The sequence below is a fragment of the Citrobacter sp. CK199 genome, assembly GCF_030333285.1.
GTDB lineage: Bacteria > Pseudomonadota > Gammaproteobacteria > Enterobacterales > Enterobacteriaceae > Citrobacter_B > Citrobacter_B koseri.
The window spans coordinates 170,768-195,688 of record NZ_JAOWGF010000025.1; the positions used below are offsets into that span (position 1 = coordinate 170,768).

The window sequence follows — 24,921 nt, forward strand, 5'->3', positions numbered from 1 at the left end:
CGACCCGCAGGTCGGCTTATCTTTAACATCGCGTTCAGCTTATTCTACAGGCTGCGGGCGCGTGGCTGGCGCGGCGGCCTGATGCGTTGCGCTATGACCACCTGCCGCACCTTTACCTTCAAAGATGAAGGCAGGGCGCTGCCAGTCGCTGTGATGTGGCGCTTCCGGGACATATTCCGGCGCAGGCGCGCGGGTCATCGGCGCACTGGCGTGGCTGACAGGTTTCTCCCCGGTAGTTACCGCGCTTTCTGACACGGTTTCAGCAACTGCAACGGCGACTGGCGCAGCGATAATCTCTTCCGGTTCAGCGGCAACAACGACAGGTTCAACCGTTTCTTTAACGATCTCTTCCGGTTCGGCGATGACAACGTCAGCGGATTCTTCAGCCGTCGTGGGTTCCTGAACGTCAGCGACAGGTTCCGCTTGCGCAGCGACTTCCTGCGCAACAGGGACGTCAGCCTCTGCAATCACCTGAGGTTGTTCTTCAACCGGGGTGGCAATCACTTCAGGATGCGTTGTTTCCACAGTAGCGGGCTGAGGTTCAGCGACAACGGTTTCAGTTTGAACCGGTGCGTCTACAACCTGTTCAGCTGCGGCAGCGACGACCTGCGGCTCTACTGCAACCGGCTGAGCTTGTACGGTCTCTTCTTCGTGCTGTGCTTCAACCTGCGTATCCTGAGGACGGGCGACAGGGTAGCGAATCCACACTTTGCCAGACGCCATTTCCGGTGAGGCGCAAGCGACGGTTAACGGCATTGGCGATTGAAGCGGGTAACGCTCATCGCGGTAGCGACGACGACGCTGGCCGCTGACGCGCAGGTGGCGAGGAGAACGACGGGAGCGACGCGGCATTCCTGCGTTATCACGCGCTTCGCCGTTTTCTTCCTGCTCTGCTGGCGCAACGTCTGCGATCGCTGGCAGGTCAACTTTCGCCAGTTCAGTACGCTGAGCAGGCGCGCTTTGCGTAGCAGGCTGGGCGGCGACAGCGTCTTCGACGACTGGCGTTGCGACAGCTTCTGCTTCAGAGGTTGCGGAGTCTGTGTAACGAACTTTCTGGCTCAGCTGACGCTGTTTACGGCGAGGCTGCGCCTGACGAACGCGTTCTTCCTGTTCCGTCTCCTGAGCCGGTTGCTCATCCAGGTTCAGCGCCTTGACTTCTTGCTGTGCCTGACGTTTTTCATCGTTGCGACGACGGTTGCGTTCACGACGCGGCGTCTGCTGCTCGTCACCGGACTTCGCCTTATCGGCAACGTCGTTAGACTGCTGGCGGTTGTCACGCGCTTCTGCGTTCTGCTGCTGCGCCTGACGACGGTTACGACGGTTGTCATCACGGTTTTCACCGCCTTCAGCGCGGTTGTCGCGATTATCACGGTTGTCACGGCGATCGTTACGGTCGCGGCGATTATTCTGGCGAGACTTACGACGATCCTGCTGACGCTCCGGTTTTTCCTCTGCTTTCGGTGCAGGTTGTTCAACCGGCTTAGCGACTTCGCTGCCGCTGAACATGTTTTTCAGCGCGCCGAAGAAGCGGGTAAGCAGACCTGGTTGTGCAGGCGCAGTGGCAACGGCTTTCGGTGCTGCCGTCGCTGCTTTCACCGCAGGTTCTGCTGGCGTCGGCGCAGGCGGCACTTCCGGCATCGCGAAGGTCGCCAGTGCTGGTTGTTCAGGGCGTTTACGCTCGGCGTACTCTTCTTCAGAAGGTAACGCCATCGCTTCTTCATGCAGTTTCGGCAGCATGTAGCTCAGGGTTGGCGTTTCTTCCCCTTTACGTACGCGCAAAACGGAGTAGTGCGGCGTTTCCATCTGATCGTTTGGTACGATCACGCAGCGCACGCCATCCTGGCGAGTCTCAATAGCATTAACCGCGGTGCGCTTTTCGTTAAGCAGGTAAGAGGCGATCGGGACCGGAACAATGGCGTGAACTTCCTGGGTATTCTCTTTCAGCGCTTCTTCTTCAATCAGACGCAGAATAGACAGGGAGAGCGATTCGTTGTCGCGTACGGTGCCGGTGCCGCTACAGCGTGGGCAGACGTGATGGCTGGACTCGCCCAGAGACGGGCTGAGACGCTGGCGGGACATCTCCAGCAGGCCAAAACGAGAAATATGGCTAATCTGGATACGCGCACGATCCTGACGTACCGCTTCGCGCAGACGGTTTTCCACAGCGCGCTGGTGGCGTACTGGCGTCATGTCGATGAAGTCGATAACGATCAGGCCGCCGAGGTCGCGCAAGCGCAACTGGCGAGCAATTTCATCGGCTGCTTCCAGGTTTGTGTTAAACGCGGTTTCTTCGATATCGCCGCCGCGTGTGGCACGCGCGGAGTTAATATCAATCGCGGTTAACGCTTCGGTTGTGTCAATAACGATAGAGCCGCCGGAAGGCAGACGCACTTCACGCTGGAAGGCGGATTCAATTTGCGACTCGATCTGGTAGTGGCTGAACAGCGGAATCTCGCCGGTATAAAGCTTAATCTTGCTGCTGAAATCCGGGCGACCCAACGCCGCGATGTGCTGGCGCGCCAGCTCAAGCACTTTCGGATTATCGATAAGAATTTCGCCGATATCCTGACGTAAGTAGTCACGGAATGCGCGGACGATAACGTTGCTTTCCTGATGGATCAGGAATGGAGCAGGGCGGCTTTCAGCGGCTTTCTGAATCGCTTCCCAGTGTTTCAGGCGGAAGCTCAGGTCCCACTGCAACGCTTCGGCGGATTTGCCGACGCCTGCGGTACGCACGATAAGCCCCATGCCGTCAGGCAGTTCGAGGCTTGCCAGCGCTTCTTTTAATTCGGTGCGATCGTCGCCTTCAATGCGACGGGAGATGCCGCCCGCGCGCGGGTTGTTCGGCATTAAAACCAGATAGCTCCCTGCCAGACTGATAAACGTCGTCAGCGCAGCGCCTTTGTTGCCGCGTTCTTCTTTATCAATCTGAACAATCACTTCCTGACCTTCGCGCAACACATCTTTAATGTTTGGACGGCCGTGGGCGTTGTAGTTGGCGGGGAAATATTCGCGGGCAATTTCTTTTAACGGGAGGAAACCGTGACGTTCAGCGCCGTAATCAACAAAAGCCGCTTCCAGACTCGGTTCGATACGGGTAATTTTGCCTTTATAGATGTTCGCTTTTTTCTGCTCGTGTCCTGGACTCTCAATGTCCAGGTCGTACAGGCGCTGCCCATCTACAAGGGCAACACGCAACTCTTCCTGCTGAGTTGCGTTGATTAACATTCTTTTCATCGTAACTTACTCATTATTCTTACATTGACGACTAAGCTGCGGGCATAGTAATGCCTTTCCGGGTGTGAACCGATGGCCTCGTGTCTATTCGCGTCGCCAACCTCACGGTTATCGTCTGCTCAAAGAGGCGCAGAGTGTCGGTTGCCTGTATTTCATACGGAAATACAGCGCAATTATCAGGGGAACAGCCTGGGAGTTACTCTCCAGAGAAGATTCCATTATGTTCATCGTCTTTCACGCCGCAGATGCGTTGGCTTCATCTGCTCACCCGGGCATAAGCTCCTGGGGATTCCCAGATTTGCCGCCTTTCTGCAACGCGTAGTACATAGAACATATACCGGTAAGGACTGCAACCCGCAGCCCGCTAACTGCCTGAAAAATCAATACGTCTTACGCCATTGCTGCGTTGATGATCTGTCTGGCAAAATGGGTCATTCCGTAAAATTTCTTGTTTTAACAAGGTTCGACACGGAAACGGTTACATTATTCCACTGCTAACCTTGTTATAGCAAGATGACTTTTACCATTTATCACCCGGTTACTCACAGTTTTTTCACTTCCTCATGGCGATTGGTTTAATAACCAGCAAATTGGTCATGTTGAACGTGAGTAACAGGATATAGAAGTAAATATAAGCATAGAAAAATGAGTGGCGCTAATCCTTATGGCTATTTAGAATCGGCCCCCATGAAAACTGAGACTCCATCCGTAAAAATAGTTGCCATTACTGCCGACGAAGCGGGGCAACGCATCGATAACTTTTTGCGCACGCAACTCAAAGGCGTACCGAAAAGCATGATTTACCGCATTTTGCGTAAAGGTGAAGTGCGGGTGAACAAAAAACGCATCAAACCGGAATATAAGCTCGAAGCCGGGGATGAAGTGCGTATTCCGCCGGTGCGCGTCGCCGAACGCGAAGAAGAGGCCGTTTCGCCGCATCTGCAAAAAGTGGCGGCGCTGGCCGATGTCATTTTGTATGAAGATGACCATATCCTGGTGCTGAACAAACCTTCCGGCACGGCGGTACATGGCGGAAGCGGGTTGAGCTTCGGCGTTATCGAAGGGCTGCGCGCGTTGCGGCCAGAAGCGCGTTTCCTGGAACTGGTGCATCGTCTTGACCGCGATACCTCTGGCGTACTGCTGGTTGCGAAAAAACGCTCAGCGCTGCGTTCTTTGCATGAGCAACTGCGTGAGAAGGGGATGCAGAAAGATTATCTGGCGCTGGTTCGCGGCCAGTGGCAGTCGCATGTTAAATCGGTACAGGCGCCTTTATTAAAGAATATTCTGCAAAGCGGCGAACGTATTGTACGTGTGAGTCAGGAAGGAAAACCCTCCGAAACGCGCTTTAAGGTTGAAGAGCGCTATGCGTTTGCGACGCTGGTGCGCTGTAGCCCGGTGACGGGACGTACGCATCAGATTCGTGTGCATACGCTGCATGCGGGCCATCCGATCGCGTTTGACGATCGTTACGGCGATCGCGAATTTGATAAGCAGCTTGCGGGAACGGGGCTGTCACGGCTTTTTCTGCACGCGGCAGCGCTGAAGTTTACCCATCCGGGGACTGGCGAGGTGATGCGTATCGAAGCGCCGATGGATAACCAACTCAAGCATTGCCTTCAGGTGTTACGTAACAAAGCCTGATGCGCGTTGCGATATTATCGCGCTAAACCTGTAGGCCGGATAAGACGTTTACGTCGCCATCCGGCATCTTTAGGCCTGATGACGCTGTGCTTATCAGGCCTACGGGCATTGCTCCGCTGTGGGCCTGATAAGATGTTTTAGCGTCGCCACCAGACGCATCCACTATGCCATCAGCGGGTTCATCTCCTCCCGGCGCAGCATCTGGCACAGCGCAATCAGCGGTAGCCCAATAAGGGTATTGGGATCTCGCCCCTCCAGGCGCTCGAAAAGGGCAATGCCAAGACCTTCGCTTTTAAAACTTCCGGCACAATGCAATGGACGCTCTTTGCGGACATAGTCCTCTATTTCCGTTTCGCTTAAATGGCGGAAATGTACATCAAACGGTTCGACTTCCGTTTGTAAATGTCCGGTTGCAGAATTATAAAGCGCCAGTCCGGTATAAAACGTCACAATATTACCGCTGGCTTTGGTTAATTGCTGGCGCGCTTTTTCTTCGGTTAACGGTTTGCCGGTAATTTCGCCATCCAGAACGCAAATTTGATCGGAGCCAATAATCAGATGATCGGGGAAACGGTGGGCGAGCGATTGTGCTTTCGCCTGTGCGAGGCGAGAGACTAAATGGCGCGGCGCTTCGCCAGACATGGGCGTTTCGTCAACCTCGGGAGCCGCGCACTCGAAAGGGATCGCCAGTTTTTCGAGCAGCGCGCGACGCCAGGGAGAGGTAGAAGCAAGGATGAGACGGGGCATATTTTTTTCCCTCAGATATAGCGTATTAATGAGAGCCATCTTAAACTATGCTCTTCGTCCTTCAAGCATGACATACAGTCACGGTTTGAGCGAAAATAAGTCTGTAACCCGCAATGTGTGCGAATTATTGGCAAAAGGCAACCGCAGGCTGCCTTTTTCTTTGACTCTATGACGTTACAAAGTTAATATGCGCGCCCTATGCAAAAGGTAAAATTACCCCTGACTCTTGATCCGGTTCGTACGGCTCAAAAACGCCTCGATTATGAAGGTATCTATACTTCTGATCTGGTAGAGCGCGTCGCCGATTCTGTAGTCAGTGTGGACAGTGATGTGGAATGCTCCATGTCGTTCGCTATCGATAACCAACGTCTCGCCGTTATTACGGGTGATGCGAAGGTGACGGTATCGCTCGAATGCCAGCGTTGCGGGAAGCCGTTTACCCATCAGGTTCACACAACGTATTGTTTTAGTCCGGTTCGTTCTGACGAACAGGCTGAAGCACTCCCGGAAGCGTATGAGCCGATTGAGGTTAACGAATTCGGTGAAATCGATCTGCTTGCAATGGTTGAAGATGAAATCATCCTCTCCTTGCCGGTAGTTCCGGTGCATGATTCTGAACACTGTGAAGTGTCCGAGGCGGACATGGTCTTTGGTGAATTGCCTGATGAAGCGCAAAAACCAAACCCATTTGCCGTATTAGCCAGCTTAAAGCGTAAGTAATTGAGGAGTAAGGTCCATGGCCGTACAACAGAATAAACCAACCCGTTCCAAACGTGGCATGCGTCGTTCTCATGACGCTCTGACCGCAGTCACCAGCCTGTCTGTAGACAAAACTTCTGGTGAAAAACACCTGCGTCACCACATCACTGCCGACGGTTACTACCGCGGCCGTAAGGTCATCGCTAAGTAATCACGCGCAAGCGTGATGAAGCTTAGTGAGGATTTCCCCGCGTAAGCGGGGAAACACCAAACCAGGCAGCGACGATACCTTGACACGTCTAACCCTGGCGTTAGATGTCATGGGGGGAGATTTCGGCCCTTCCGTGACAGTGCCTGCAGCACTGCAGGCACTGAATTCTAATTCGCAACTCACACTTCTTTTAGTCGGGGATCCCGATACCATCACGCCATTACTTGCCAAAGCTGACTTTGAACAACGTTCGCGTCTGCAGATTATCCCTGCACAGTCAGTTATTGCCAGTGATGCCCGGCCTTCGCAGGCTATCCGCGCCAGTCGCGGCAGCTCAATGCGTGTGGCCCTGGAGCTCGTGAAAGAAGGTCGAGCCGAAGCCTGTGTGAGCGCCGGTAATACGGGCGCGCTCATGGGACTTGCGAAATTATTGCTCAAACCCCTTGAGGGCATTGAGCGTCCTGCGTTGATGACGGTTTTACCGCATCAGCAGAAAGGAAAAACGGTGGTGCTGGATTTAGGCGCCAACGTCGATTGTGACAGTACCATGTTGGTGCAGTTTGCCGTGATGGGGTCCGTGATGGCGGAAGAGGTGATTGGGATAACCAATCCCCGCGTGGCGTTGCTCAATATTGGTGAAGAAGAAACCAAAGGTCTCGACAGTATTCGTGATGCCTCTGCGTTGCTCAAAACAGTCCCTTCCATCAATTACATTGGTTATCTTGAAGCCAATGAATTATTGACGGGAAAAACTGATGTGCTGGTATGTGACGGATTTACAGGTAATGTCACATTAAAGACAATGGAAGGGGTTGTCAGGATGTTCCTTTCACTGCTGAAATCTCAGGGTGAGAGTAAAAAACGGTCGTGGTGGCTGCTGTTATTAAAACGTTGGTTACAAAAAAGCCTGACGAGGCGATTCAGTCACCTCAACCCCGACCAGTATAATGGCGCCTGTCTGTTAGGATTGCGTGGCACGGTGATTAAAAGTCATGGTGCGGCCAATCAGCGAGCATTTGCCGTCGCGATTGAACAGGCAGTGCAGGCGGTGCAGCGACAAGTTCCTCAGCGAATTGCCGCTCGCCTGGAATCTGTATACCCAGCCGGATTCGAACTGTTGGAAGGTGGCAAAAACGGACACTCACGGGTGCACAATTAACGGTGTAACCTGAGCGCAACCAACATACCAGCAGTTTGCACGCGGTGGTATATAACCGAAAAGTGACTGAGCGTACATGTATACAAAGATTATTGGTACTGGCAGCTATCTGCCTGAACAAGTGCGTACTAACGCCGATTTGGAAAAGATGGTAGAGACGTCTGACGAGTGGATTGTCACGCGTACAGGCATCCGTGAACGCCATATTGCAGCGCCAAACGAAACAGTCGCGACGATGGGCTATACAGCCGCAAACCGCGCGCTTGAAATGGCGGGCATCGATAAAGACCAGATTGGCTTGATTGTGGTTGCGACCACGTCAGCAACACATGCTTTCCCAAGCGCAGCATGCCAGATTCAGAGTATGTTGGGCATTAAAGGCTGCCCGGCGTTTGACGTTGCAGCGGCCTGCGCCGGTTTTACCTACGCGTTAAGCGTTGCCGATCAGTATGTAAAATCAGGCGCCGTTAAATATGCGCTGGTCATCGGTTCCGATGTCCTGGCGCGCACCTGCGATCCCACCGATCGCGGGACGATCATTATCTTTGGTGACGGCGCGGGTGCAGCGGTTCTGAGCGCATCCGAAGAACCAGGCATTATTTCGACGCATCTTCATGCAGACGGCAGCTATGGTGAGTTGCTGACGCTGCCAAACGCCGATCGCGTCAATCCAGAAAATCCGATTTATCTGACGATGGCGGGCAACGAGGTGTTTAAAGTGGCGGTAACTGAACTGGCACACATCGTTGACGAGACGCTGGCGGCGAATAATCTGGATCGTTCCGCTCTGGACTGGCTGGTTCCGCACCAGGCTAACCTGCGCATCATCAGCGCGACAGCGAAAAAGCTGGGTATGTCGATGGATAATGTGGTGGTTACGCTGGACAGACACGGCAACACCTCTGCGGCCTCTGTGCCGTGCGCGCTGGATGAAGCCGTGCGCGACGGGCGGATTAAAGCCGGGCAGTTGGTATTGCTTGAGGCCTTCGGGGGTGGATTCACCTGGGGCTCCGCGCTGGTTCGTTTCTAGTATAAGGATTTAAACATGACGCAATTTGCTTTTGTGTTCCCGGGGCAGGGTTCCCAGACGGTTGGGATGTTGTCTGAAATGGCAGCCAGCTACCCGATCGTAGAAGAAACCTTTGCTGAAGCTTCTGCGGCGCTGGGTTATGATCTGTGGGCGCTGACGCAGCAAGGGCCTGCGGAAGAACTGAATAAGACCTGGCAGACTCAGCCAGCATTGCTGGCCGCTTCCGTTGCGCTGTATCGCGTATGGCAGCAGCAGGGCGGTAAAGCGCCTGCGCTGATGGCGGGACACAGCCTGGGGGAATACTCCGCGCTGGTATGTGCTGGCGTCATCGATTTCGCCGACGCGGTTCGTCTGGTTGAACTGCGCGGCAAGTTCATGCAGGAAGCTGTGCCGGAAGGCACCGGCGCAATGGCGGCGATCATCGGTCTGGATGATGCGTCCATCGCCAAAGCGTGTGAAGAGGCGGCTGAAGGCCAGGTGGTTTCTCCGGTGAACTTTAACTCTCCGGGCCAGGTGGTTATCGCCGGGCATAAAGACGCAGTTGAACGTGCGGGCGCAGCCTGCAAAGCCGCTGGCGCAAAACGTGCGCTGCCGCTGCCGGTAAGCGTGCCGTCACACTGTGCGCTGATGAAACCTGCGGCAGATAAGCTGGCGGTTGAATTAGCGAAAATCGCCTTCAATGCCCCGACCGTACCGGTTGTGAATAACGTTGACGTGAAGTGTGAAACCGACGCTAACGCTATCCGTGATGCGCTGGTACGCCAGCTGTACAACCCGGTGCAGTGGACGAAGAGTGTAGAATTTATCGCAGCACAAGGTGTTGAACACCTTTATGAAGTGGGTCCAGGTAAAGTCCTCACTGGTCTGACTAAACGTATTGTTGACACCCTGACGGCCTCGGCGCTAAACGAACCGGCGGCACTGTCAGCGGCGCTTGAGCAATAAAAGAGGAAAACCATGAGTTTTGAAGGAAAAGTCGCGCTGGTTACCGGTGCAAGCCGTGGCATTGGCCGCGCAATTGCTGAGACGCTCGTTGCCCGTGGCGCGAAAGTCATCGGTACTGCTACCAGCGAAAATGGCGCTCAGGCCATTAGCGAATACTTAGGTGCGAACGGTAAAGGTCTGATGTTGAATGTGACCGATCCGGCATCTATTGAATCTGTTCTGGAAAATATTCGCGCAGAATTTGGTGAAGTTGATATCCTGGTCAATAATGCCGGTATCACTCGCGATAATCTGCTGATGCGAATGAAAGATGATGAGTGGAACGATATTCTCGAAACCAATCTGTCATCTGTTTTCCGTCTGTCAAAAGCGGTAATGCGCGCTATGATGAAAAAACGTCATGGACGTATTATCACTATCGGTTCTGTGGTTGGTACCATGGGAAATGCGGGTCAGGCCAACTACGCTGCGGCGAAAGCGGGTCTGATTGGCTTCAGTAAATCACTGGCGCGTGAAGTTGCGTCGCGTGGGATTACTGTCAATGTTGTGGCTCCGGGCTTTATTGAAACGGACATGACGCGTGCGCTGTCTGATGATCAGCGTGCGGGTATTCTGGCGCAGGTTCCTGCGGGTCGCCTCGGCGGCGCTCAGGAAATCGCCAGTGCGGTTGCATTTTTAGCCTCTGACGAAGCAAGTTACATCACTGGTGAGACTCTGCACGTCAACGGCGGAATGTATATGGTTTAACCACGAAAAATATTTGCGTTATTGTAGGTCTTGGCCTCAAAATAACGTAAAATCGTGGTAAGAACTGCCGGGATTTAGTTGCAAATTTTTCAACATTTTATACACTACGAAAACCATCGCGAAAGCGAGTTTTGATAGGAAATTTAAGAGTATGAGCACTATCGAAGAACGCGTTAAGAAAATTATCGGCGAGCAGCTGGGCGTTAAGCAGGAAGAAGTTACCAACAATGCTTCTTTCGTTGAAGACCTGGGCGCAGATTCTCTTGACACCGTTGAGCTGGTAATGGCTCTGGAAGAAGAGTTTGATACTGAGATTCCGGACGAAGAAGCTGAGAAAATCACCACCGTTCAGGCTGCCATTGATTATATCAACGGCCACCAGGCGTAAGTGAACATCTCCAGGCGGTCATTCGACCGCCTGAGTTTTATCTTTTTGTCCCACTAGAATCATTTTCCCTCCCTGGAGGACAAACGTGTCTAAGCGTCGTGTAGTTGTGACCGGACTGGGCATGTTGTCTCCTGTCGGCAATACCGTAGAGTCTACCTGGAAAGCTCTCCTTGCCGGTCAGAGTGGCATCAGCCTGATCGACCATTTCGATACTAGCGCCTATGCAACGAAATTTGCTGGCTTAGTAAAGGATTTTAACTGTGACGACATCATCTCGCGCAAAGAACAGCGCAAGATGGATGCCTTCATTCAATATGGAATTGTCGCTGGCGTTCAGGCCATGCAGGATTCTGGCCTTGAAGTAACGGAAGAGAACGCAGACCGTATTGGCGCCGCTATCGGCTCTGGTATCGGCGGTCTCGGACTGATCGAAGAAAACCACAGTTCCCTGGTGAACGGTGGGCCGCGTAAGATCAGCCCGTTCTTTGTTCCGTCGACGATTGTTAACATGGTGGCAGGTCACCTGACCATCATGTACGGCCTGCGTGGGCCAAGCATCTCTATCGCTACCGCCTGCACCTCAGGCGTACATAACATCGGTCATGCCGCGCGTATCATTGCATACGGCGATGCGGACGCGATGGTAGCGGGTGGTGCGGAAAAAGCCAGTACGCCGCTGGGTGTCGGTGGCTTTGGCGCAGCGCGTGCGCTGTCTACACGTAATGATAACCCGCAAGCGGCCAGCCGCCCGTGGGATAAAGAGCGTGACGGCTTTGTTCTCGGCGATGGCGCGGGCATGGTGGTACTGGAAGAGTACGAACATGCAAAAGCGCGCGGCGCGAAAATTTATGCCGAAATCGTTGGCTTCGGGATGAGCAGCGATGCTTATCACATGACGTCACCGCCGGAAAACGGCGCGGGCGCCGCGCTGGCGATGGTCAATGCGCTGCGTGATGCGGCCATTGAGCCGGGTCAGATTGGTTACGTCAATGCCCACGGTACGTCTACACCGGCAGGCGATAAAGCGGAAACTCAGGCGGTAAAATCTGTCTTTGGCGATGCGGCAAGCCGTGTGCTGGTCAGCTCGACGAAATCCATGACGGGTCACTTGCTGGGTGCTGCGGGCGCGGTAGAGTCCATTTTCTCTATCCTGGCGCTGCGCGACCAGGCTGTTCCGCCAACCATCAACCTGGATAACCCGGATGAAGGTTGCGACCTGGACTTTGTGCCTCACGAAGCTCGTCAGGTTAACGGAATGGAGTATACGCTGTGTAACTCCTTCGGCTTTGGTGGTACTAACGGCTCGTTGATCTTCAAAAAGGTCTAAGTCGTTCCACCAGAGAGTAAAAAGGTCCGCTTGTCGGGCCTTTTTTATTCAGCTTTCTTCCCTTGTCCTGTGTTAACCATCCTGCCACACTAATCGACCACGAATAAGGAGCCACTATGTTCTTAATTAATGGCCGTGAACAGGATTCTCTTGCCGCAAGCGATCGCGCGACGCAGTTTGGCGATGGCTGTTTCACTACTGCGCGAATCCGTGACGGTAGAATTTGCCTCCTGACCGCACACCTTCGCCGTTTGCAGGATGCCTGCGAAAAACTGCTGCTTCCCTTCAGTCAATGGACGGAACTGCAACACGAAATGACGGCGATGGCAGCAGGCCAGAACAGTGGCGTACTGAAAGTTATTCTGAGTCGTGGCAGCGGCGGCAGGGGCTACAGCCCGTCAAACTGTCGTGCGGCCACGCGAATTTTATCCGTTTCTCCTTATCCCACTCATTATGAACGCTGGCGTACGGAAGGTATTACGCTGGCGCTAAGCCCCGTACGGCTGGGGCGTAACCCTATGATTGCGGGTATAAAACACCTTAACCGGCTGGAACAGGTACTGATCCGGTCTCATCTTGAGCAGACAAACGCCGATGAAGCGCTGGTTCTTGACAGCGAGGGATGGGTTACGGAATGCTGTGCGGCTAATTTGTTCTGGCGTAAAGAGAATGTGGTGTACACGCCGCGCCTGGATCAGGCGGGGGTAAACGGCATTATGCGACAATTTTGTTTACAGTCGCTGGCACAATCGCCTTTCCAGGTTGTCGAAGTGTATGCCGGGGAGGATGCGCTTATGCAGGCCGATGAGATGGTTATCTGCAATGCGTTGATGCCCGTGATTCCCGTGCGCGCCTGTGGCGATAAACTGATGTTTGCACGTTCATTGTTCGATTTTTTAGCCCCACTTTGTGAGCACCCGAATTAGTTATGAAAAGAATGTTACGCTTTTTCCTTCTGCTGGTCGTTGTGTTGGGCATTGCCGCTGGCGCAGGAATGTGGAAAGTGCGCCAACTGGCCGACAGTCCCTTGTTAATAAAAGAAGAGACGATCTTTACCCTGAAGGCCGGAACCGGGCGTCTGGCATTAGGCGATCAACTCTACGCCGACAAGATTATCAATCGGCCGCGCGTGTTTCAGTGGTTGTTGCGCGTTGAACCTGAATTATCAAACTTTAAAGCGGGCACCTATCGTTTAACGCCTGATATGACCGTACGGGAGATGCTGAAACTGCTGGAAAGCGGTAAAGAAGCACAGTTCCCGCTACGTCTGGTCGAAGGGATGCGCCTGAGCGATTACCTGAATCAACTGCGGAATGCGCCTTATATTCAGCATACGCTTAGCGATGACCGTTACGAAACCATCGCGCAGGCGCTGAAGCTGGAGAACCCGGAGTGGCTTGAAGGCTGGTTCTGGCCGGACACCTGGATGTATACCGCCAATACCACCGACGTCGCGCTTCTGAAGCGTGCGCATCAAAAGATGGTTAAAGCGGTAGATGACGTCTGGGAAGGGCGCGCGGAAGGGCTGCCTTATAAAGATAAGAATCAACTGGTGACGATGGCGTCTATTATCGAGAAAGAGACGGCCGTCGCCAGCGAACGCGATCAGGTGGCATCGGTCTTTATTAACCGTCTGCGTATTGGTATGCGTTTGCAGACCGATCCGACCGTGATTTACGGCATGGGGGCGAGTTATAATGGTAAGCTGTCGCGCGCGGCGCTGGAAACGCCGACGGCGTATAACACCTATACCATCACCGGGTTGCCGCCAGGTCCTATCGCCATGCCTGGCGAAGCCTCTTTGAAAGCCGCCGCGCATCCGGCGAAAACGCCGTACCTCTATTTTGTGGCTGACGGAAAGGGCGGTCACACGTTTAACACCAATCTTGCCAGCCATAACCGGTCAGTGCAGGACTACCTGAAAGTGCTTAAGGAAAAAAATGGGCAGTAACTATATCGTCATCGAAGGCCTGGAAGGCGCCGGAAAAACCACCGCGCGTAACGTGGTGGTGGAGACTCTTGAGCAACTGGGTATTCACGACATGATTTTTACGCGTGAGCCGGGCGGCACCCAGCTTGCAGAGAAATTAAGAAGTCTGGTGCTGGACATCAAATCGGTGGGTGATGAAACAATCACGGATAAAGCTGAAGTGCTGATGTTTTATGCCGCGCGAGTGCAACTGGTGGAAACCGTTATCAAGCCTGCGCTGGCGAAAGGAACATGGGTCATTGGCGATCGCCATGACCTGTCCACTCAGGCCTACCAGGGTGGCGGCCGTGGGATCGATCAGACAATGCTGGCGACGCTGCGTGATGCTGTATTGGGCGACTTCCGTCCTGACCTGACTCTGTATCTGGATGTGACGCCGGAGGTTGGCTTAAAACGCGCGCGCGCGCGCGGCGAACTTGACCGCATTGAGCAGGAGTCTCTGGATTTCTTCAATCGCACGCGTGCCCGCTACCTTGAGCTGGCCGCCAGCGATGCCAGCATTCGCACCATTGATGCGACTCAGCCGCTGGAGGCTGTGATGAACGATATTCGCACAACCGTGACGGCCTGGATCAAGGAGCAAGGTGCATGAAATGGTATCCGTGGTTACGGCCAGACTTTGAAAAACTGGTAGCAAGCTATCAGGCGGGTCGGGGCCACCATGCGTTACTGATTCAGGCGTTGCCCGGAATGGGGGATGATGCGCTGATTTATGCCCTCAGTCGTTATTTGCTGTGCCAGCAACCGGAAGGGCATAAAAGCTGCGGGCGTTGTCGTGGCTGCCAGTTAATGCAGGCGGGTACGCATCCTGACTATTATTCGCTGTTGCCGGAAAAGGGGAAAAGCACCCTTGGCGTGGACGCGGTACGCGATGTGGGCGAGAAGCTGTACGAACATTCTCGACTTGGCGGCGCGAAAGTCGTATTGATCCCGGATGCGGCCCTGCTGACTGATGCCGCGGCGAATGCCTTATTAAAGACGCTCGAAGAGCCGCCGGAGCAAACCTGGTTCTTCCTTGCCAGCCGTGAACCGGCACGCCTGCTGGCGACTTTACGCAGCCGCTGCCGTCTGCATCATCTTGCGCCGCCATCTGAACAATACGCTGTTTCATGGCTTTCTCGTGAAGTGACAATGTCACAAGAGACGTTGCTGGCGGCGCTGCGCCTGAGCGCAGGGGCTCCCGGCGCCGCTCTGGCGTTGTTGCAGGCCGACAGCTGGGCGCATCGTAACGCGCTTTGCGAAGCGCTGGCGAATACGCTGCAATCCGGCGACTGGTATATCCTTCTGTTGGTGTTGAATCACGAACAGGCCGCCGTACGTTTACACTGGCTGGCGACGCTGCTTATGGATGCCCTTAAATACCGGTATGGCGCTTCCAGCCTGACAAATCAGGATGCCGGAACGCTGGTGGCGTCGATAGCTGAACGGTTATCCGTCGCACGCATCCAGGCCATACTCAGCGATGTCTGCCATTGTCGCGAACAGCTGATTAACGTGACCGGATTAAACCGCGAACTGGTATTAACCGATCTTATTCTCCGCATAGAGCATTACCTGCAACCAGGCGCCGTGTTGCCTGTTTCCCATCTTTGAGAGAGACATTATGTTTTTAGTCGACTCACACTGCCATCTTGATGGCCTGGATTATCAATCTCTGCATAAGGACGTGGATGACGTGCTGGCAAAAGCCGCCGCGCGCGAGGTGAAGTTCTGCCTGGCGGTGGCGACAACCCTGCCCGGATACCGGAGTATGCGCGAACTGGTTGGCGAGCGGGATAACGTTGTGTTTTCCTGCGGCGTACACCCGTTAAACCAGGATGAAACATACGATGTGGAAGACCTGCGTCGCTTTGCCGCTGAAGAAGGCGTGGTGGCCATGGGGGAGACCGGGCTGGATTATTTTTATACGCCGGAAACAAAAGTTCGCCAGCAAGAATCCTTCATTAACCATATTCAGATTGGCCGTGAATTAAATAAACCCGTGATTGTGCATACCCGTGACGCACGCGCCGATACGCTGGCGATTTTGCGCGAAGAAAAAGTGACGGATTGCGGTGGCGTACTACACTGTTTTACAGAGGACAGGGAGACGGCGGGTAAATTATTGGATCTTGGGTTTTATATCTCTTTTTCCGGGATCGTGACCTTCCGCAACGCCGAGCAGTTACGTGATGCCGCCCGCTATGTTCCTCTGGATCGTCTGCTGGTTGAGACGGACTCTCCTTATCTTGCTCCGGTGCCACATCGTGGTAAAGAGAACCAGCCTGCAATGGTTCGCGATGTTGCAGAGTATATGGCCGTATTGAAGGGTGTTGCCGTTGAAGAACTGGCGCAGGCAACCACTGAAAACTTTGCCCGCCTGTTCCACATCGACGCTTCTCGCCTGCAATCAACCCGTTAACTGAGTTTTTTTAAAGCTCGTAATTAATATTCAAAGCGAGTAAAGTTCACCGCCACAAAATGGGCGGTGAATGAGCGAATTGTAACATTCAGACACTCATTTTGTCAGAATGTGATGGTTTTATGGCTGTCTGGAGCTGAAACGTGATAGCCGTCAAACAAAACCGAGCTTATTTATTTTACTCTGTGTAATAAATAAAGGGCGCTTAGATGCCCTGTCCACGGCGAGGTTCTCCCCCCTCGCCAATGCGTGAAAACGTAGAATACACAAAATCATTCAGGCTGCATCAGGGCGGCAAGTGAGTGAATTGCAGGAGCTTACTTGAGTAAGTGACTGGGATGAACGAGCGCAGCCAACGCTGAGGCGGTTTGAAGGATGAAGTGTATAAGCACAAATACTCAGGAGCACTCCTAATTATGTTTAAGAATGCATTTGCTAACCTGCAAAAGGTCGGTAAATCGCTGATGCTACCGGTATCCGTACTGCCTATCGCAGGTATCCTGCTGGGCGTCGGTTCCGCTAACTTCAGCTGGCTGCCAGCCGTTGTGTCGCACGTTATGGCAGAAGCAGGCGGTTCTGTTTTTGCAAATATGCCGCTGATTTTCGCCATTGGTGTCGCACTGGGCTTCACCAACAACGACGGCGTTTCGGCTCTGGCCTCGGTTGTCGCTTACGGCATCATGGTCAAAACCATGGCCGTGGTTGCGCCGCTGGTTCTGCATTTACCTGCTGAAGAAATCGCAGCAAAACACCTGGCGGATACCGGTGTTCTCGGGGGGATTATCTCCGGTGCGATTGCAGCGTACATGTTCAACCGCTTCTACCGTATCAAATTGCCTGAGTATCTGGGCTTCTTTGCGGGTAAACGCTTTGTGCCGATCATTTCTGGTCTGGCTGCCATCTTCACCGGCGTGATCCTGTCCTTCATTTGGCCGCCGATCGGGACGGCTATCCAGACGTTCTCTCAGTGGGCTGCTTACCAGAACCCGGTTGTGGCGTTCGGTATCTATGGCTTCATTGAGCGCTGCCTGGTGCCGTTTGGTCTGCACCATATCTGGAACGTTCCTTTCCAGATGCAGATCGGTGAATACACCAACGCAGCAGGTCAGGTGTTCCACGGCGACATTCCTCGCTATATGGCGGGCGACCCGACTGCGGGCAAACTGTCCGGCGGCTTCCTGTTCAAAATGTACGGTCTGCCTGCTGCGGCTATCGCGATCTGGCACTCTGCTAAACCGGAAAACCGCGCGAAAGTGGGCGGTATCATGATCTCCGCAGCGTTGACCTCGTTCCTGACCGGTATCACCGAGCCGATCGAGTTCTCCTTCATGTTCGTTGCGCCGATCCTGTACGTTATCCACGCGATTCTGGCAGGTCTGGCATTCCCGATCTGTATCCTGCTGGGTATGCGTGACGGTACATCGTTCTCGCACGGTCTGATCGACTTCATCGTTCTGTCTGGCAACAGCAGCAAACTGTGGCTGTTCCCGATTGTTGGTGCAGGTTATGCGATTATTTACTACACCGTCTTCCGTGTGCTGATTAAAGCGCTGGATCTGAAAACGCCGGGTCGTGAAGACGCGAGCGAAGACAGCAAAGTGGGCGCAACCAGTGAAATGGCTCCGGCCCTGGTCGCCGCGTTTGGTGGTAAAGAGAACATCACTAACCTCGACGCATGTATCACCCGTCTGCGCGTTAGCGTCGCTGACGTTGCTAAAGTGGATCAGGCTGGCCTGAAGACGCTTGGCGCAGCTGGTGTCGTCGTCGCAGGTTCCGGCGTTCAGGCTATTTTCGGTACGAAATCCGATAACCTGAAAACGGAAATGGATGAATACATCCGCAATAGCTAAGCAGTAAGACGTTGGGGAGAACTAAGGCAGCCAAATGGCTGCCTTTTTTACGCTGTGTTGCCGGATGGCGCGTGGCTTATCCGGCCTACGGTTATAGCACAGTTGTAGGCCTGATAAGGCGTTAGCCGCCATCAGGCTTGCGAGAACGTAAAAAAGGGAGCCAGATGGCTCCCTTTTCGTCAGTGACGTTTATCAGAACTGATAGCTTGCAGTAATGCTGACGTTACGTGGTTCGCCGTAGACAATAGAACCATCGATATTGGTGTCGTAGGTTTTGTCTAACAGGTTGTTGATGTTGCCCTGTACGGCGAAGTTTTTGGTTACCTGGTAGCGAGTGAACAGATCCACTAACGCATAGCTGCCTTGTTCCGCGCGCCATGTGCCGTATGGTGTGACCGTGTCGCTGCCGTGAACACGGTTCTGCCAGTTAACGCCACCGCCGACGGTCAACTCAGGCATGACTGGCAGACGGTAGCTGGTAAACAGCTTCACGGTTGTACGTGGCAAGTTCGGATTCACCGCATTTCCCTCGTTATCTTCCGCGATAAAGCGCGTTGCGCCGAAAGTCATCTGCCAGTTGTCGGTGATAGCGCCGTTAATTTCGAATTCAACGCCTTTGCTGACGGTTCCATCTACCGCTTTATACGCGGTGTCGCCGTTACTACCTGAAATCGGTCTACCGGTCGACTGACCGACGTTATCCTGCTCAATACGGAAGACCGACAATGTGGTGGTCAGGCGGCTGTTCATCCAGTCGGATTTCAAGCCCACTTCATAGTTGTTACCCGTAATAGGGGCGAGGTATTTACCCGAGCTATCACGATAGTTTTGTGGCTGGAAGATGGAAGTATAGCTGGCGTAGGCAGACCAGTTATCATCAATGTCATACACCAGTCCGGCATATGGCGTGGTATGGTTTTTCTCCATCCGGTAGGTCAGCGTGTCGATACTCCAGTTGGTGTAGCGAGCGCCGATGATCAGATGCAGCGGATCGGCCAGCGAAATACGGGTCGCTGCATAGAGCGATTTCATGTGCGTGGTATCATCCTGGGCAACGGTTTGTGGCCCCCAGTTTGTTTCCGGGAAGTTACCGTCGTAGTTGTAGAAATTGCCCAGTTCATCCGGGAATACGTTCGCCCAGGTATTCATATAGCGGTTATTCTGTTTGCTGTAGCTTCCGCCGACCATCAGGTTATGCTGACGGCCAAACAGGTCGTAGCCCCCATCGGTGAAAAGATCGACAGCATCGACTTTACGTTTGCCGCTGTTCCAGCCCGTACCGCCAATGTAACCGTACTCTGGCCCATAGTTGGCGTAAGGGCCAACCAGCATACCGGTGTCTTTATTGACATAGGCATCCAGGTACATCATTTTACTGTCGAATTTGATTTCAGAATGCGTGGCGTTGAGCGTTGCCTGCCAGGTATCCGCAAAACGCTGCTTCAGCGTGACAAAGACTTTATTAAACTCTTTATCGTTGTAAGCCCAGTCTGGAGCGGTACTGCGCGAGCGGTCATATTTGTTGGTGCTGCCATCCGTATTCCAGCGAGGTAAACCGCCCCAGGTCGGGCTGTTAACGTCGATGCGTTGATATTCATACCCGGCGGAAAGGCTGGTTGTGCTCCCCAGATCGGCATCGATAATGCCGGAGAAGAATGTTTTCTCGCTGTTATAACGATCCAGCCATGAGTCATTGTTCTGATAACCCGCAACAATCCGCGCACGTACGTTACCGTCTTCTGTTAGCGGGCTTTGTAAATCGGTTACGTAACGCTGTTTGTTCCAGCTTCCATATTCCGCAGACACATTACCTTTGAATTCACGGCTGGTGGCATGTTTGCGGATCATATTGATAGACGCGGAAGGGTTGCCGGTTCCGGTCATTAATCCATTTGCGCCGCGTACGACTTCCACACGTTCAAACAGGGCCGTGTCAGAAAGGGCATCGCCAAGATTCCAGCGTGATTCAAAATAGGTGGGGATGCCATCGACCATGTAGTTGTCGATGAGGAAACCGCGTGAGTAGTAGAGGTTGCGGTCGGAGTCCGACTGGCTTCTGCTGATACCCAGCGTGCTGTCCATCACATCGCCAAGGGTTTGTAATTGCTGATCAGCCATGCGTTGCTGGCTGATGATACTGACAGACTGAGGAATATCGCGCTGCGCCATCTGCATTTTAGTGCCAGCGGTTGTCGTTTTAACGTTGTAGTCCTGTTCTTCATCGCTGGACGTGTCGGCTTGTGATGCGCTATCAACAACGATTGTTTCTTCTGTTGTGGTAGCGGCGAAGCTGGTGGAAGGCATCAATGCCATAGCGATGCAGGCTGCCAGCAGTGTGGGAACTGCGGCAGGCTGACGCTGCTCATCCTGGGTGTGTGTTGTGAAAGACATCGAAAAACCCCTAATAATGATGAACGTTAAGTTCAAACCATGAAATGGCATGGCGAACCCTTTTAATTTTCTAACCATCAAATGCGCATGAAAATGCAAATGCGAAATATACGCACTTGCATTAATGCTGTAAACAGATGTTACGGGTGAAAATGAAATCTTGTTTCAGTGCTATGAGGTGCAGAGAGAAGAGGGAAATGAGTATAAGCGCAGCAACTGACAGATTTTTTGCTTAATAAATCGTGGGTTAAAGTTGAAAGAGCGTGAGTAACTCGCTCATACTCTATACTCGCAGTGTGGCTCGGCGTAGCATGGCGCAACGTTATGGCTAATTTTGAAAAAAGGAAAAATGTCGTGGCAGAAGAAACTATATTCAGCAAAATTATCCGTCGTGAAATCCCCTCGGATATCGTTTACCAGGATGAACTGGTTACCGCATTTCGCGATATTTCGCCGCAGGCGCCCACGCACATTCTGATCATCCCGAATACCCTGATCCCAACGGTTAATGATGTCACGGCGGAGCACGAACAGGCGCTGGGCCGTATGATCACCGTCGCGGCAAAAATTGCCGGGCAGGAAGGCATTGCCGAAGACGGCTACCGCCTGATCATGAATACTAACCGTCATGGCGGGCAGGAGGTTTATCACATTCATATGCACCTGCTGGGCGGGCGTGCGCTGGGGCCGATGCTGGCGCATAAAGGCTTCTGACAATGACCAGAGGATGCCTTGCGATGTCACTGGCCTTACTGTTGCTTGCGGGTTGTCGCTCACACCCTGAAATTCCGGTCAGTGATGAACAGACACTGGTGATGGAGTCAACGCTGCTGGCGGCCGGTATCACGGCGGAAGCGCCTGCGTTGACGACGTCCGATATTCAGCCTTCTGCATCCTCACGCCTCTATAACGAAAGGCAAGAACCCGTTACCGTGCATTATCGGTTTTACTGGTATGACGCCAGAGGGCTGGAAATGCATCCTCTGGAAGCGCCACGCAGTGTGACTATCCCGGCGCATTCGTCGGTCACGCTGTATGGCAGCGCCAATTATCTGGGGGCGCATAAGGTTAGACTTTATCTTTATTTGTAAGGGGTGAATTTTGATGATGAAAATGAATCGCTACGCACTGGTGGCCGCGCTGGCGATATTCCTCTCCGGTTGTGTGGGGCAACGTGAACCCGCACCGGTTGATGAAATCAAACCGGCGCCGGAACAGCCAGCCGAACCGCAGCAGCCTGTGCCGGTCGTGCCATCGGTGCCGACGATCCCGCAACAGCCGGGCCCGATTGAACACGAAGACCAGACCGCACAGCCTGCGCCGCGCGTGCGCCATTATGACTGGAACAGCGCGATGCAGCCGATGGTCGGAAAAATGCTTCAGGCTGATGGCGTAACGGCGGGTAACGTACTGCTGGTCGATAGCGTAAATAACCGCACCAACGGTTCGCTCAACGCGGGCGAGGCCACAGAGACTTTACGTAATGCGCTGGCGAATAACGGTAAATTTACGCTGGTTTCCGCGCAGCAACTGGCGATGGCGAAGCAGCAACTGGGTTTATCACCGCAGGACAGCCTCGGTACGCGCAGTAAAGCGATTGGCATCGCCCGTAACGTAGGGGCGCAATATGTGCTCTATTCAAGCGCGGCGGGTAACGTCAATGCGCCATCGCTGCAAATGCAGTTAATGCTGGTACAAACTGGCGAGATAATCTGGTCAGGTAAAGGTGCAGTCCAGCAACAATAATCTACTGACGCGCGACGACGTTTTGTCGCGCTACTTCCCGCAATATCATCCCGTCGCCGCCTGCCACAACGGATTAAGCGGCGGGAGTTGCATCATTGAACATGACGCCCGCCGTCTGGTGCTCCGTTGCCATCATGATCCCTTCGCGCCTGAATCTGATTTTTTGCGTCAGTATCACGCGTTGTCACGTTTACCGGAAACCCTTGCTCCCAGACCGCGTTTTTATATTCCCGGCTGGATGGCGGTGGACTATTTGCAGGGAGAGGTAAAATCTGGATTACCGGATACCGACGAACTGGCGGGCTTACTGTATCATCTGCATCAACAACCGCGTTTTGGCTGGCGTATTTCGCTGTTACCGCTGCTTATGCGCTACTGGCAGGGGAGCGATCCGGCACGCAGGACGCCGTACTGGTTACGGATGCTAAAACGGCTGCGAGCGGCGCGGGAACCTCGTCCGCTGCGTCTGGCGCCTTTGCATATGGATGTCCACGGCGATAACCTGGTACAGACGGCATCGGGGCTACGGTTGATTGACTGGGAATACGCCGGGGACGGCGATATCGCTCTGGAACTGGCCGCCGTATGGGTAGAGGATGAGCGGCAGCATCAACGGCTGGTGAGATCCTATGCCGCCGTTGCGCATATCTGTCCGCAAACGCTATGGCAGCAGGTCAGGTTATGGCGCCCCTGGGTAATGATGCTGAAAGCCGGATGGTTTGAATACCGCTGGCAGCAAACCGGCGAACAACAATTTATCAGGCTGGCCGACGACGCCTGGCGGCAGCTGAAAAAGAAAGGATAAGGAGAGCAGTGTGGGTCCAGTAATGTTGGATGTCGAAGGGTTTGAGCTGGACGCAGAAGAGCGCGAGATTCTGGCCCATCCGCTGGTGGGGGGGCTGATCCTCTTTACGCGTAATTATCATGACCCGGAGCAGCTGCGCGAGTTAGTCCGCCAGATTCGGGTGGCTTCGCGCAATCATCTGGTGGTGGCGGTTGACCAGGAAGGCGGACGCGTACAGCGTTTTCGTGAAGGTTTTACCCGCCTGCCAGCCGCACAATCTTTTGCTGCGCTGCACGGGCTGGAAGAAGGGGGCAAACTGGCGCAGGATGCCGGGTGGCTAATGGCCAGCGAGATGATCGCGATGGACATTGATATCAGTTTCGCGCCAGTGCTGGATGTCGGGCATATCAGCGCAGCAATTGGCGAGCGTTCTTACCATGCCGATCCGCTTAAAGCTCTGGCAATGGCGACGCGTTTTATCGACGGGATGCATGCTGCCGGAATGAAAACCACCGGTAAGCACTTCCCCGGACACGGGGCAGTCACTGCCGATTCGCATAAAGAAACGCCAACCGATCCGCGTCCTGAGGCGGAAATTCGCGCCAGGGATATGTCGGTGTTCCGTTCGCTAATCACCGGGAACAAACTTGATGCGATTATGCCGGCGCACGTCATATACAGCGATGTCGATCCGCGTCCGGCGAGTGGTTCACCACACTGGCTGAAAACGGTGCTGCGTGAGGAACTTGGTTTTGATGGCGTGATTTTCTCCGATGACCTGTCGATGGAGGGGGCGGCGATTATGGGGAGCTACGCAGAGCGCGGGCAGGCGTCGCTGGATGCGGGTTGCGATATGATCCTGGTCTGTAATAATCGTAAAGGAGCGGTCAGCGTGTTAGATAATCTGTCGCCGATCAATGCAGAACGTGTTACGCGTTTGTATCATAAAGGTTCATTTTCGCGTCAGGAGTTGATGGACTCCGCACGCTGGAAAACGGTCAGCGCCCAGCTTAACCAGTTGCATGAACGCTGGCAGGAAGAAAAAGCAGGTCATTAACCCGAGTTTTGTGTGAGGATGCGATGATTATCTATTTACACGGTTTTGACTCCAACAGTCCGGGTAACCACGAGAAAGTGTTGCAGCTACAGTTTATTGATTCGGATGTCAGACTGATCAGCTACAGCACACGGCATCCCAAACATGACATGCAGCATCTGCTGAAAGAAGTAGACAAAATGTTGCAACTGAATGTGGACGATCGGCCATTAATTTGTGGCGTAGGACTGGGTGGGTATTGGGCGGAGCGGATTGGCTTCCTGTGCGACATACGCCAGGTGGTATTCAACCCTAATCTGTTCCCCTATGAGAATATGGAAGGCAAAATCGACCGCCCGGAAGAGTATGCCGATATCGCAACGAAATGCGTCACCAATTTCCGCGAAAAAAACCGCGATCGCTGCCTGGTGATCCTGTCCCGGCATGATGAAGCGCTGGACAGCCATCGTTCGGCAAAAGAGCTGCATCATTTCTATGAAATTGTCTGGGACGAAGAGCAGACCCATAAATTTAAGAATATCTCTCCTCATTTACAGCGGATAAAAGCGTTTAAAACGTTAGGTTAAGCCGT

The 24,921-nt window shown here is 53.6% G+C and carries 24 protein-coding genes; 21 read left to right on the forward strand and 3 right to left on the reverse strand.

All coding sequences use genetic code 11. The features are described 5' to 3' along the window. Positions 1-39: 39 nt before the first annotated feature. Positions 40-3,237: a ribonuclease E gene (gene rne, locus OGX75_RS09685; RefSeq protein WP_286451609.1), complete on the reverse strand. Its 3,198-nt coding sequence runs from the start codon at positions 3,235-3,237 to the stop codon at positions 40-42. Positions 3,238-3,924: 687 nt separating this feature from the next. Between rne and rluC the strand changes: the two genes are divergently transcribed. Continuing rightward, the gene (gene rluC, locus OGX75_RS09690) at positions 3,925-4,878 is read left to right on the forward strand and encodes a 23S rRNA pseudouridine(955/2504/2580) synthase RluC (protein ID WP_012132836.1); all 954 of its coding nucleotides are present in this window, start codon (positions 3,925-3,927) and stop codon (positions 4,876-4,878) included. A gap of 162 nt (positions 4,879-5,040) precedes the next feature. Here rluC and OGX75_RS09695 read toward each other — a convergent pair whose 3' ends face one another. Beyond that, positions 5,041-5,625: a Maf family protein gene (locus OGX75_RS09695; protein WP_012132833.1), complete on the reverse strand. Its 585-nt coding sequence runs from the start codon at positions 5,623-5,625 to the stop codon at positions 5,041-5,043. Between the two features lie 198 nt (positions 5,626-5,823). Between OGX75_RS09695 and yceD the strand changes: the two genes are divergently transcribed. The 14 genes from yceD to ptsG all read left to right on the forward strand — a co-directional run bounded on the left by yceD (position 5,824) and on the right by ptsG (position 18,372). Beyond that, positions 5,824-6,345, forward strand: a complete 522-nt coding sequence (gene yceD / locus OGX75_RS09700) for a 23S rRNA accumulation protein YceD (RefSeq protein WP_012132832.1) — start codon at positions 5,824-5,826, stop codon at positions 6,343-6,345. 16 nt (positions 6,346-6,361) lie between these two features. Further along, the gene (gene rpmF / locus OGX75_RS09705; RefSeq protein ID WP_000290727.1) at positions 6,362-6,535 is read left to right on the forward strand and encodes a 50S ribosomal protein L32; all 174 of its coding nucleotides are present in this window, start codon (positions 6,362-6,364) and stop codon (positions 6,533-6,535) included. A 79-nt stretch (positions 6,536-6,614) separates the two neighbouring features. Beyond that, complete coding sequence (gene plsX / locus OGX75_RS09710) at positions 6,615-7,694, forward strand: phosphate acyltransferase PlsX (RefSeq protein ID WP_071818860.1); 1,080 nt, start codon at positions 6,615-6,617, stop codon at positions 7,692-7,694. A 76-nt stretch (positions 7,695-7,770) separates the two neighbouring features. Further along, complete coding sequence (gene fabH, locus OGX75_RS09715; protein WP_012132830.1) at positions 7,771-8,724, forward strand: beta-ketoacyl-ACP synthase III; 954 nt, start codon at positions 7,771-7,773, stop codon at positions 8,722-8,724. A gap of 15 nt (positions 8,725-8,739) precedes the next feature. Next, a complete protein-coding gene (gene fabD / locus OGX75_RS09720; protein ID WP_115181719.1) occupies positions 8,740-9,669 on the forward strand; it encodes an ACP S-malonyltransferase in 930 nt (309 codons plus the stop codon). A 12-nt stretch (positions 9,670-9,681) separates the two neighbouring features. Next, positions 9,682-10,416, forward strand: coding sequence for a 3-oxoacyl-ACP reductase FabG (gene fabG / locus OGX75_RS09725; RefSeq protein ID WP_012132828.1), 735 nt, complete (start codon positions 9,682-9,684; stop codon positions 10,414-10,416). Positions 10,417-10,567: 151 nt separating this feature from the next. Then, a complete protein-coding gene (gene acpP, locus OGX75_RS09730; protein WP_000103754.1) occupies positions 10,568-10,804 on the forward strand; it encodes an acyl carrier protein in 237 nt (78 codons plus the stop codon). A gap of 85 nt (positions 10,805-10,889) precedes the next feature. Beyond that, a complete protein-coding gene (gene fabF, locus OGX75_RS09735) occupies positions 10,890-12,131 on the forward strand; it encodes a beta-ketoacyl-ACP synthase II (protein ID WP_012132827.1) in 1,242 nt (413 codons plus the stop codon). A gap of 116 nt (positions 12,132-12,247) precedes the next feature. After that, on the forward strand, positions 12,248-13,057 hold the full coding sequence (pabC, locus tag OGX75_RS09740) for an aminodeoxychorismate lyase (protein WP_114848570.1): 810 nt from the start codon (positions 12,248-12,250) through the stop codon (positions 13,055-13,057). 2 nt (positions 13,058-13,059) lie between these two features. Next, the gene (gene yceG / locus OGX75_RS09745; protein ID WP_275055078.1) at positions 13,060-14,082 is read left to right on the forward strand and encodes a cell division protein YceG; all 1,023 of its coding nucleotides are present in this window, start codon (positions 13,060-13,062) and stop codon (positions 14,080-14,082) included. Next, positions 14,072-14,713, forward strand: coding sequence for a dTMP kinase (gene tmk / locus OGX75_RS09750; protein WP_012132824.1), 642 nt, complete (start codon positions 14,072-14,074; stop codon positions 14,711-14,713). The genes yceG and tmk overlap by 11 nt, the downstream gene beginning before the upstream one ends. Next, positions 14,710-15,714: a DNA polymerase III subunit delta' gene (gene holB / locus OGX75_RS09755; RefSeq protein ID WP_114848569.1), complete on the forward strand. Its 1,005-nt coding sequence runs from the start codon at positions 14,710-14,712 to the stop codon at positions 15,712-15,714. Before tmk ends, holB begins: the two co-directional genes overlap by 4 nt. 10 nt (positions 15,715-15,724) lie before the next feature. Further along, entirely contained in the window at positions 15,725-16,522 is a 798-nt protein-coding gene (locus tag OGX75_RS09760; protein ID WP_012132822.1) for a metal-dependent hydrolase, read from the forward strand. A gap of 416 nt (positions 16,523-16,938) precedes the next feature. Then, the gene (ptsG, locus tag OGX75_RS09765; protein ID WP_112002268.1) at positions 16,939-18,372 is read left to right on the forward strand and encodes a PTS glucose transporter subunit IIBC; all 1,434 of its coding nucleotides are present in this window, start codon (positions 16,939-16,941) and stop codon (positions 18,370-18,372) included. Between the two features lie 192 nt (positions 18,373-18,564). Here the strand turns inward: ptsG and fhuE are convergent, their stop codons facing one another. Next, the gene (gene fhuE / locus OGX75_RS09770; RefSeq protein WP_286451608.1) at positions 18,565-20,763 is read right to left on the reverse strand and encodes a ferric-rhodotorulic acid/ferric-coprogen receptor FhuE; all 2,199 of its coding nucleotides are present in this window, start codon (positions 20,761-20,763) and stop codon (positions 18,565-18,567) included. Between the two features lie 354 nt (positions 20,764-21,117). Here fhuE and hinT point away from each other — a divergent pair, with 354 nt between their 5' ends. The 6 genes from hinT to ycfP are packed head-to-tail and all read left to right on the forward strand — an operon-like array spanning position 21,118 to position 24,916. Beyond that, positions 21,118-21,477 (forward strand): purine nucleoside phosphoramidase, encoded by a 360-nt coding sequence (hinT, locus tag OGX75_RS09775; protein WP_024130438.1) that lies wholly within the window; start codon positions 21,118-21,120, stop codon positions 21,475-21,477. A 2-nt stretch (positions 21,478-21,479) separates the two neighbouring features. Continuing rightward, on the forward strand, positions 21,480-21,854 hold the full coding sequence (locus OGX75_RS09780; protein ID WP_286451607.1) for a YcfL family putative periplasmic lipoprotein: 375 nt from the start codon (positions 21,480-21,482) through the stop codon (positions 21,852-21,854). A 13-nt stretch (positions 21,855-21,867) separates the two neighbouring features. Continuing rightward, the gene (lpoB, locus tag OGX75_RS09785) at positions 21,868-22,509 is read left to right on the forward strand and encodes a penicillin-binding protein activator LpoB (RefSeq protein ID WP_286451606.1); all 642 of its coding nucleotides are present in this window, start codon (positions 21,868-21,870) and stop codon (positions 22,507-22,509) included. Next, positions 22,490-23,314 carry a thiamine kinase gene (gene thiK, locus OGX75_RS09790; RefSeq protein WP_153258415.1) on the forward strand — a complete coding sequence of 275 codons (825 nt, stop codon included), beginning with the start codon at positions 22,490-22,492 and terminating at the stop codon, positions 23,312-23,314. Before lpoB ends, thiK begins: the two co-directional genes overlap by 20 nt. A gap of 10 nt (positions 23,315-23,324) precedes the next feature. After that, entirely contained in the window at positions 23,325-24,350 is a 1,026-nt protein-coding gene (gene nagZ / locus OGX75_RS09795; protein WP_214143781.1) for a beta-N-acetylhexosaminidase, read from the forward strand. A 23-nt stretch (positions 24,351-24,373) separates the two neighbouring features. Beyond that, positions 24,374-24,916 carry an alpha/beta hydrolase YcfP gene (gene ycfP / locus OGX75_RS09800; protein ID WP_012132812.1) on the forward strand — a complete coding sequence of 181 codons (543 nt, stop codon included), beginning with the start codon at positions 24,374-24,376 and terminating at the stop codon, positions 24,914-24,916. The last annotated feature ends 5 nt before the right edge of the window (positions 24,917-24,921 follow it).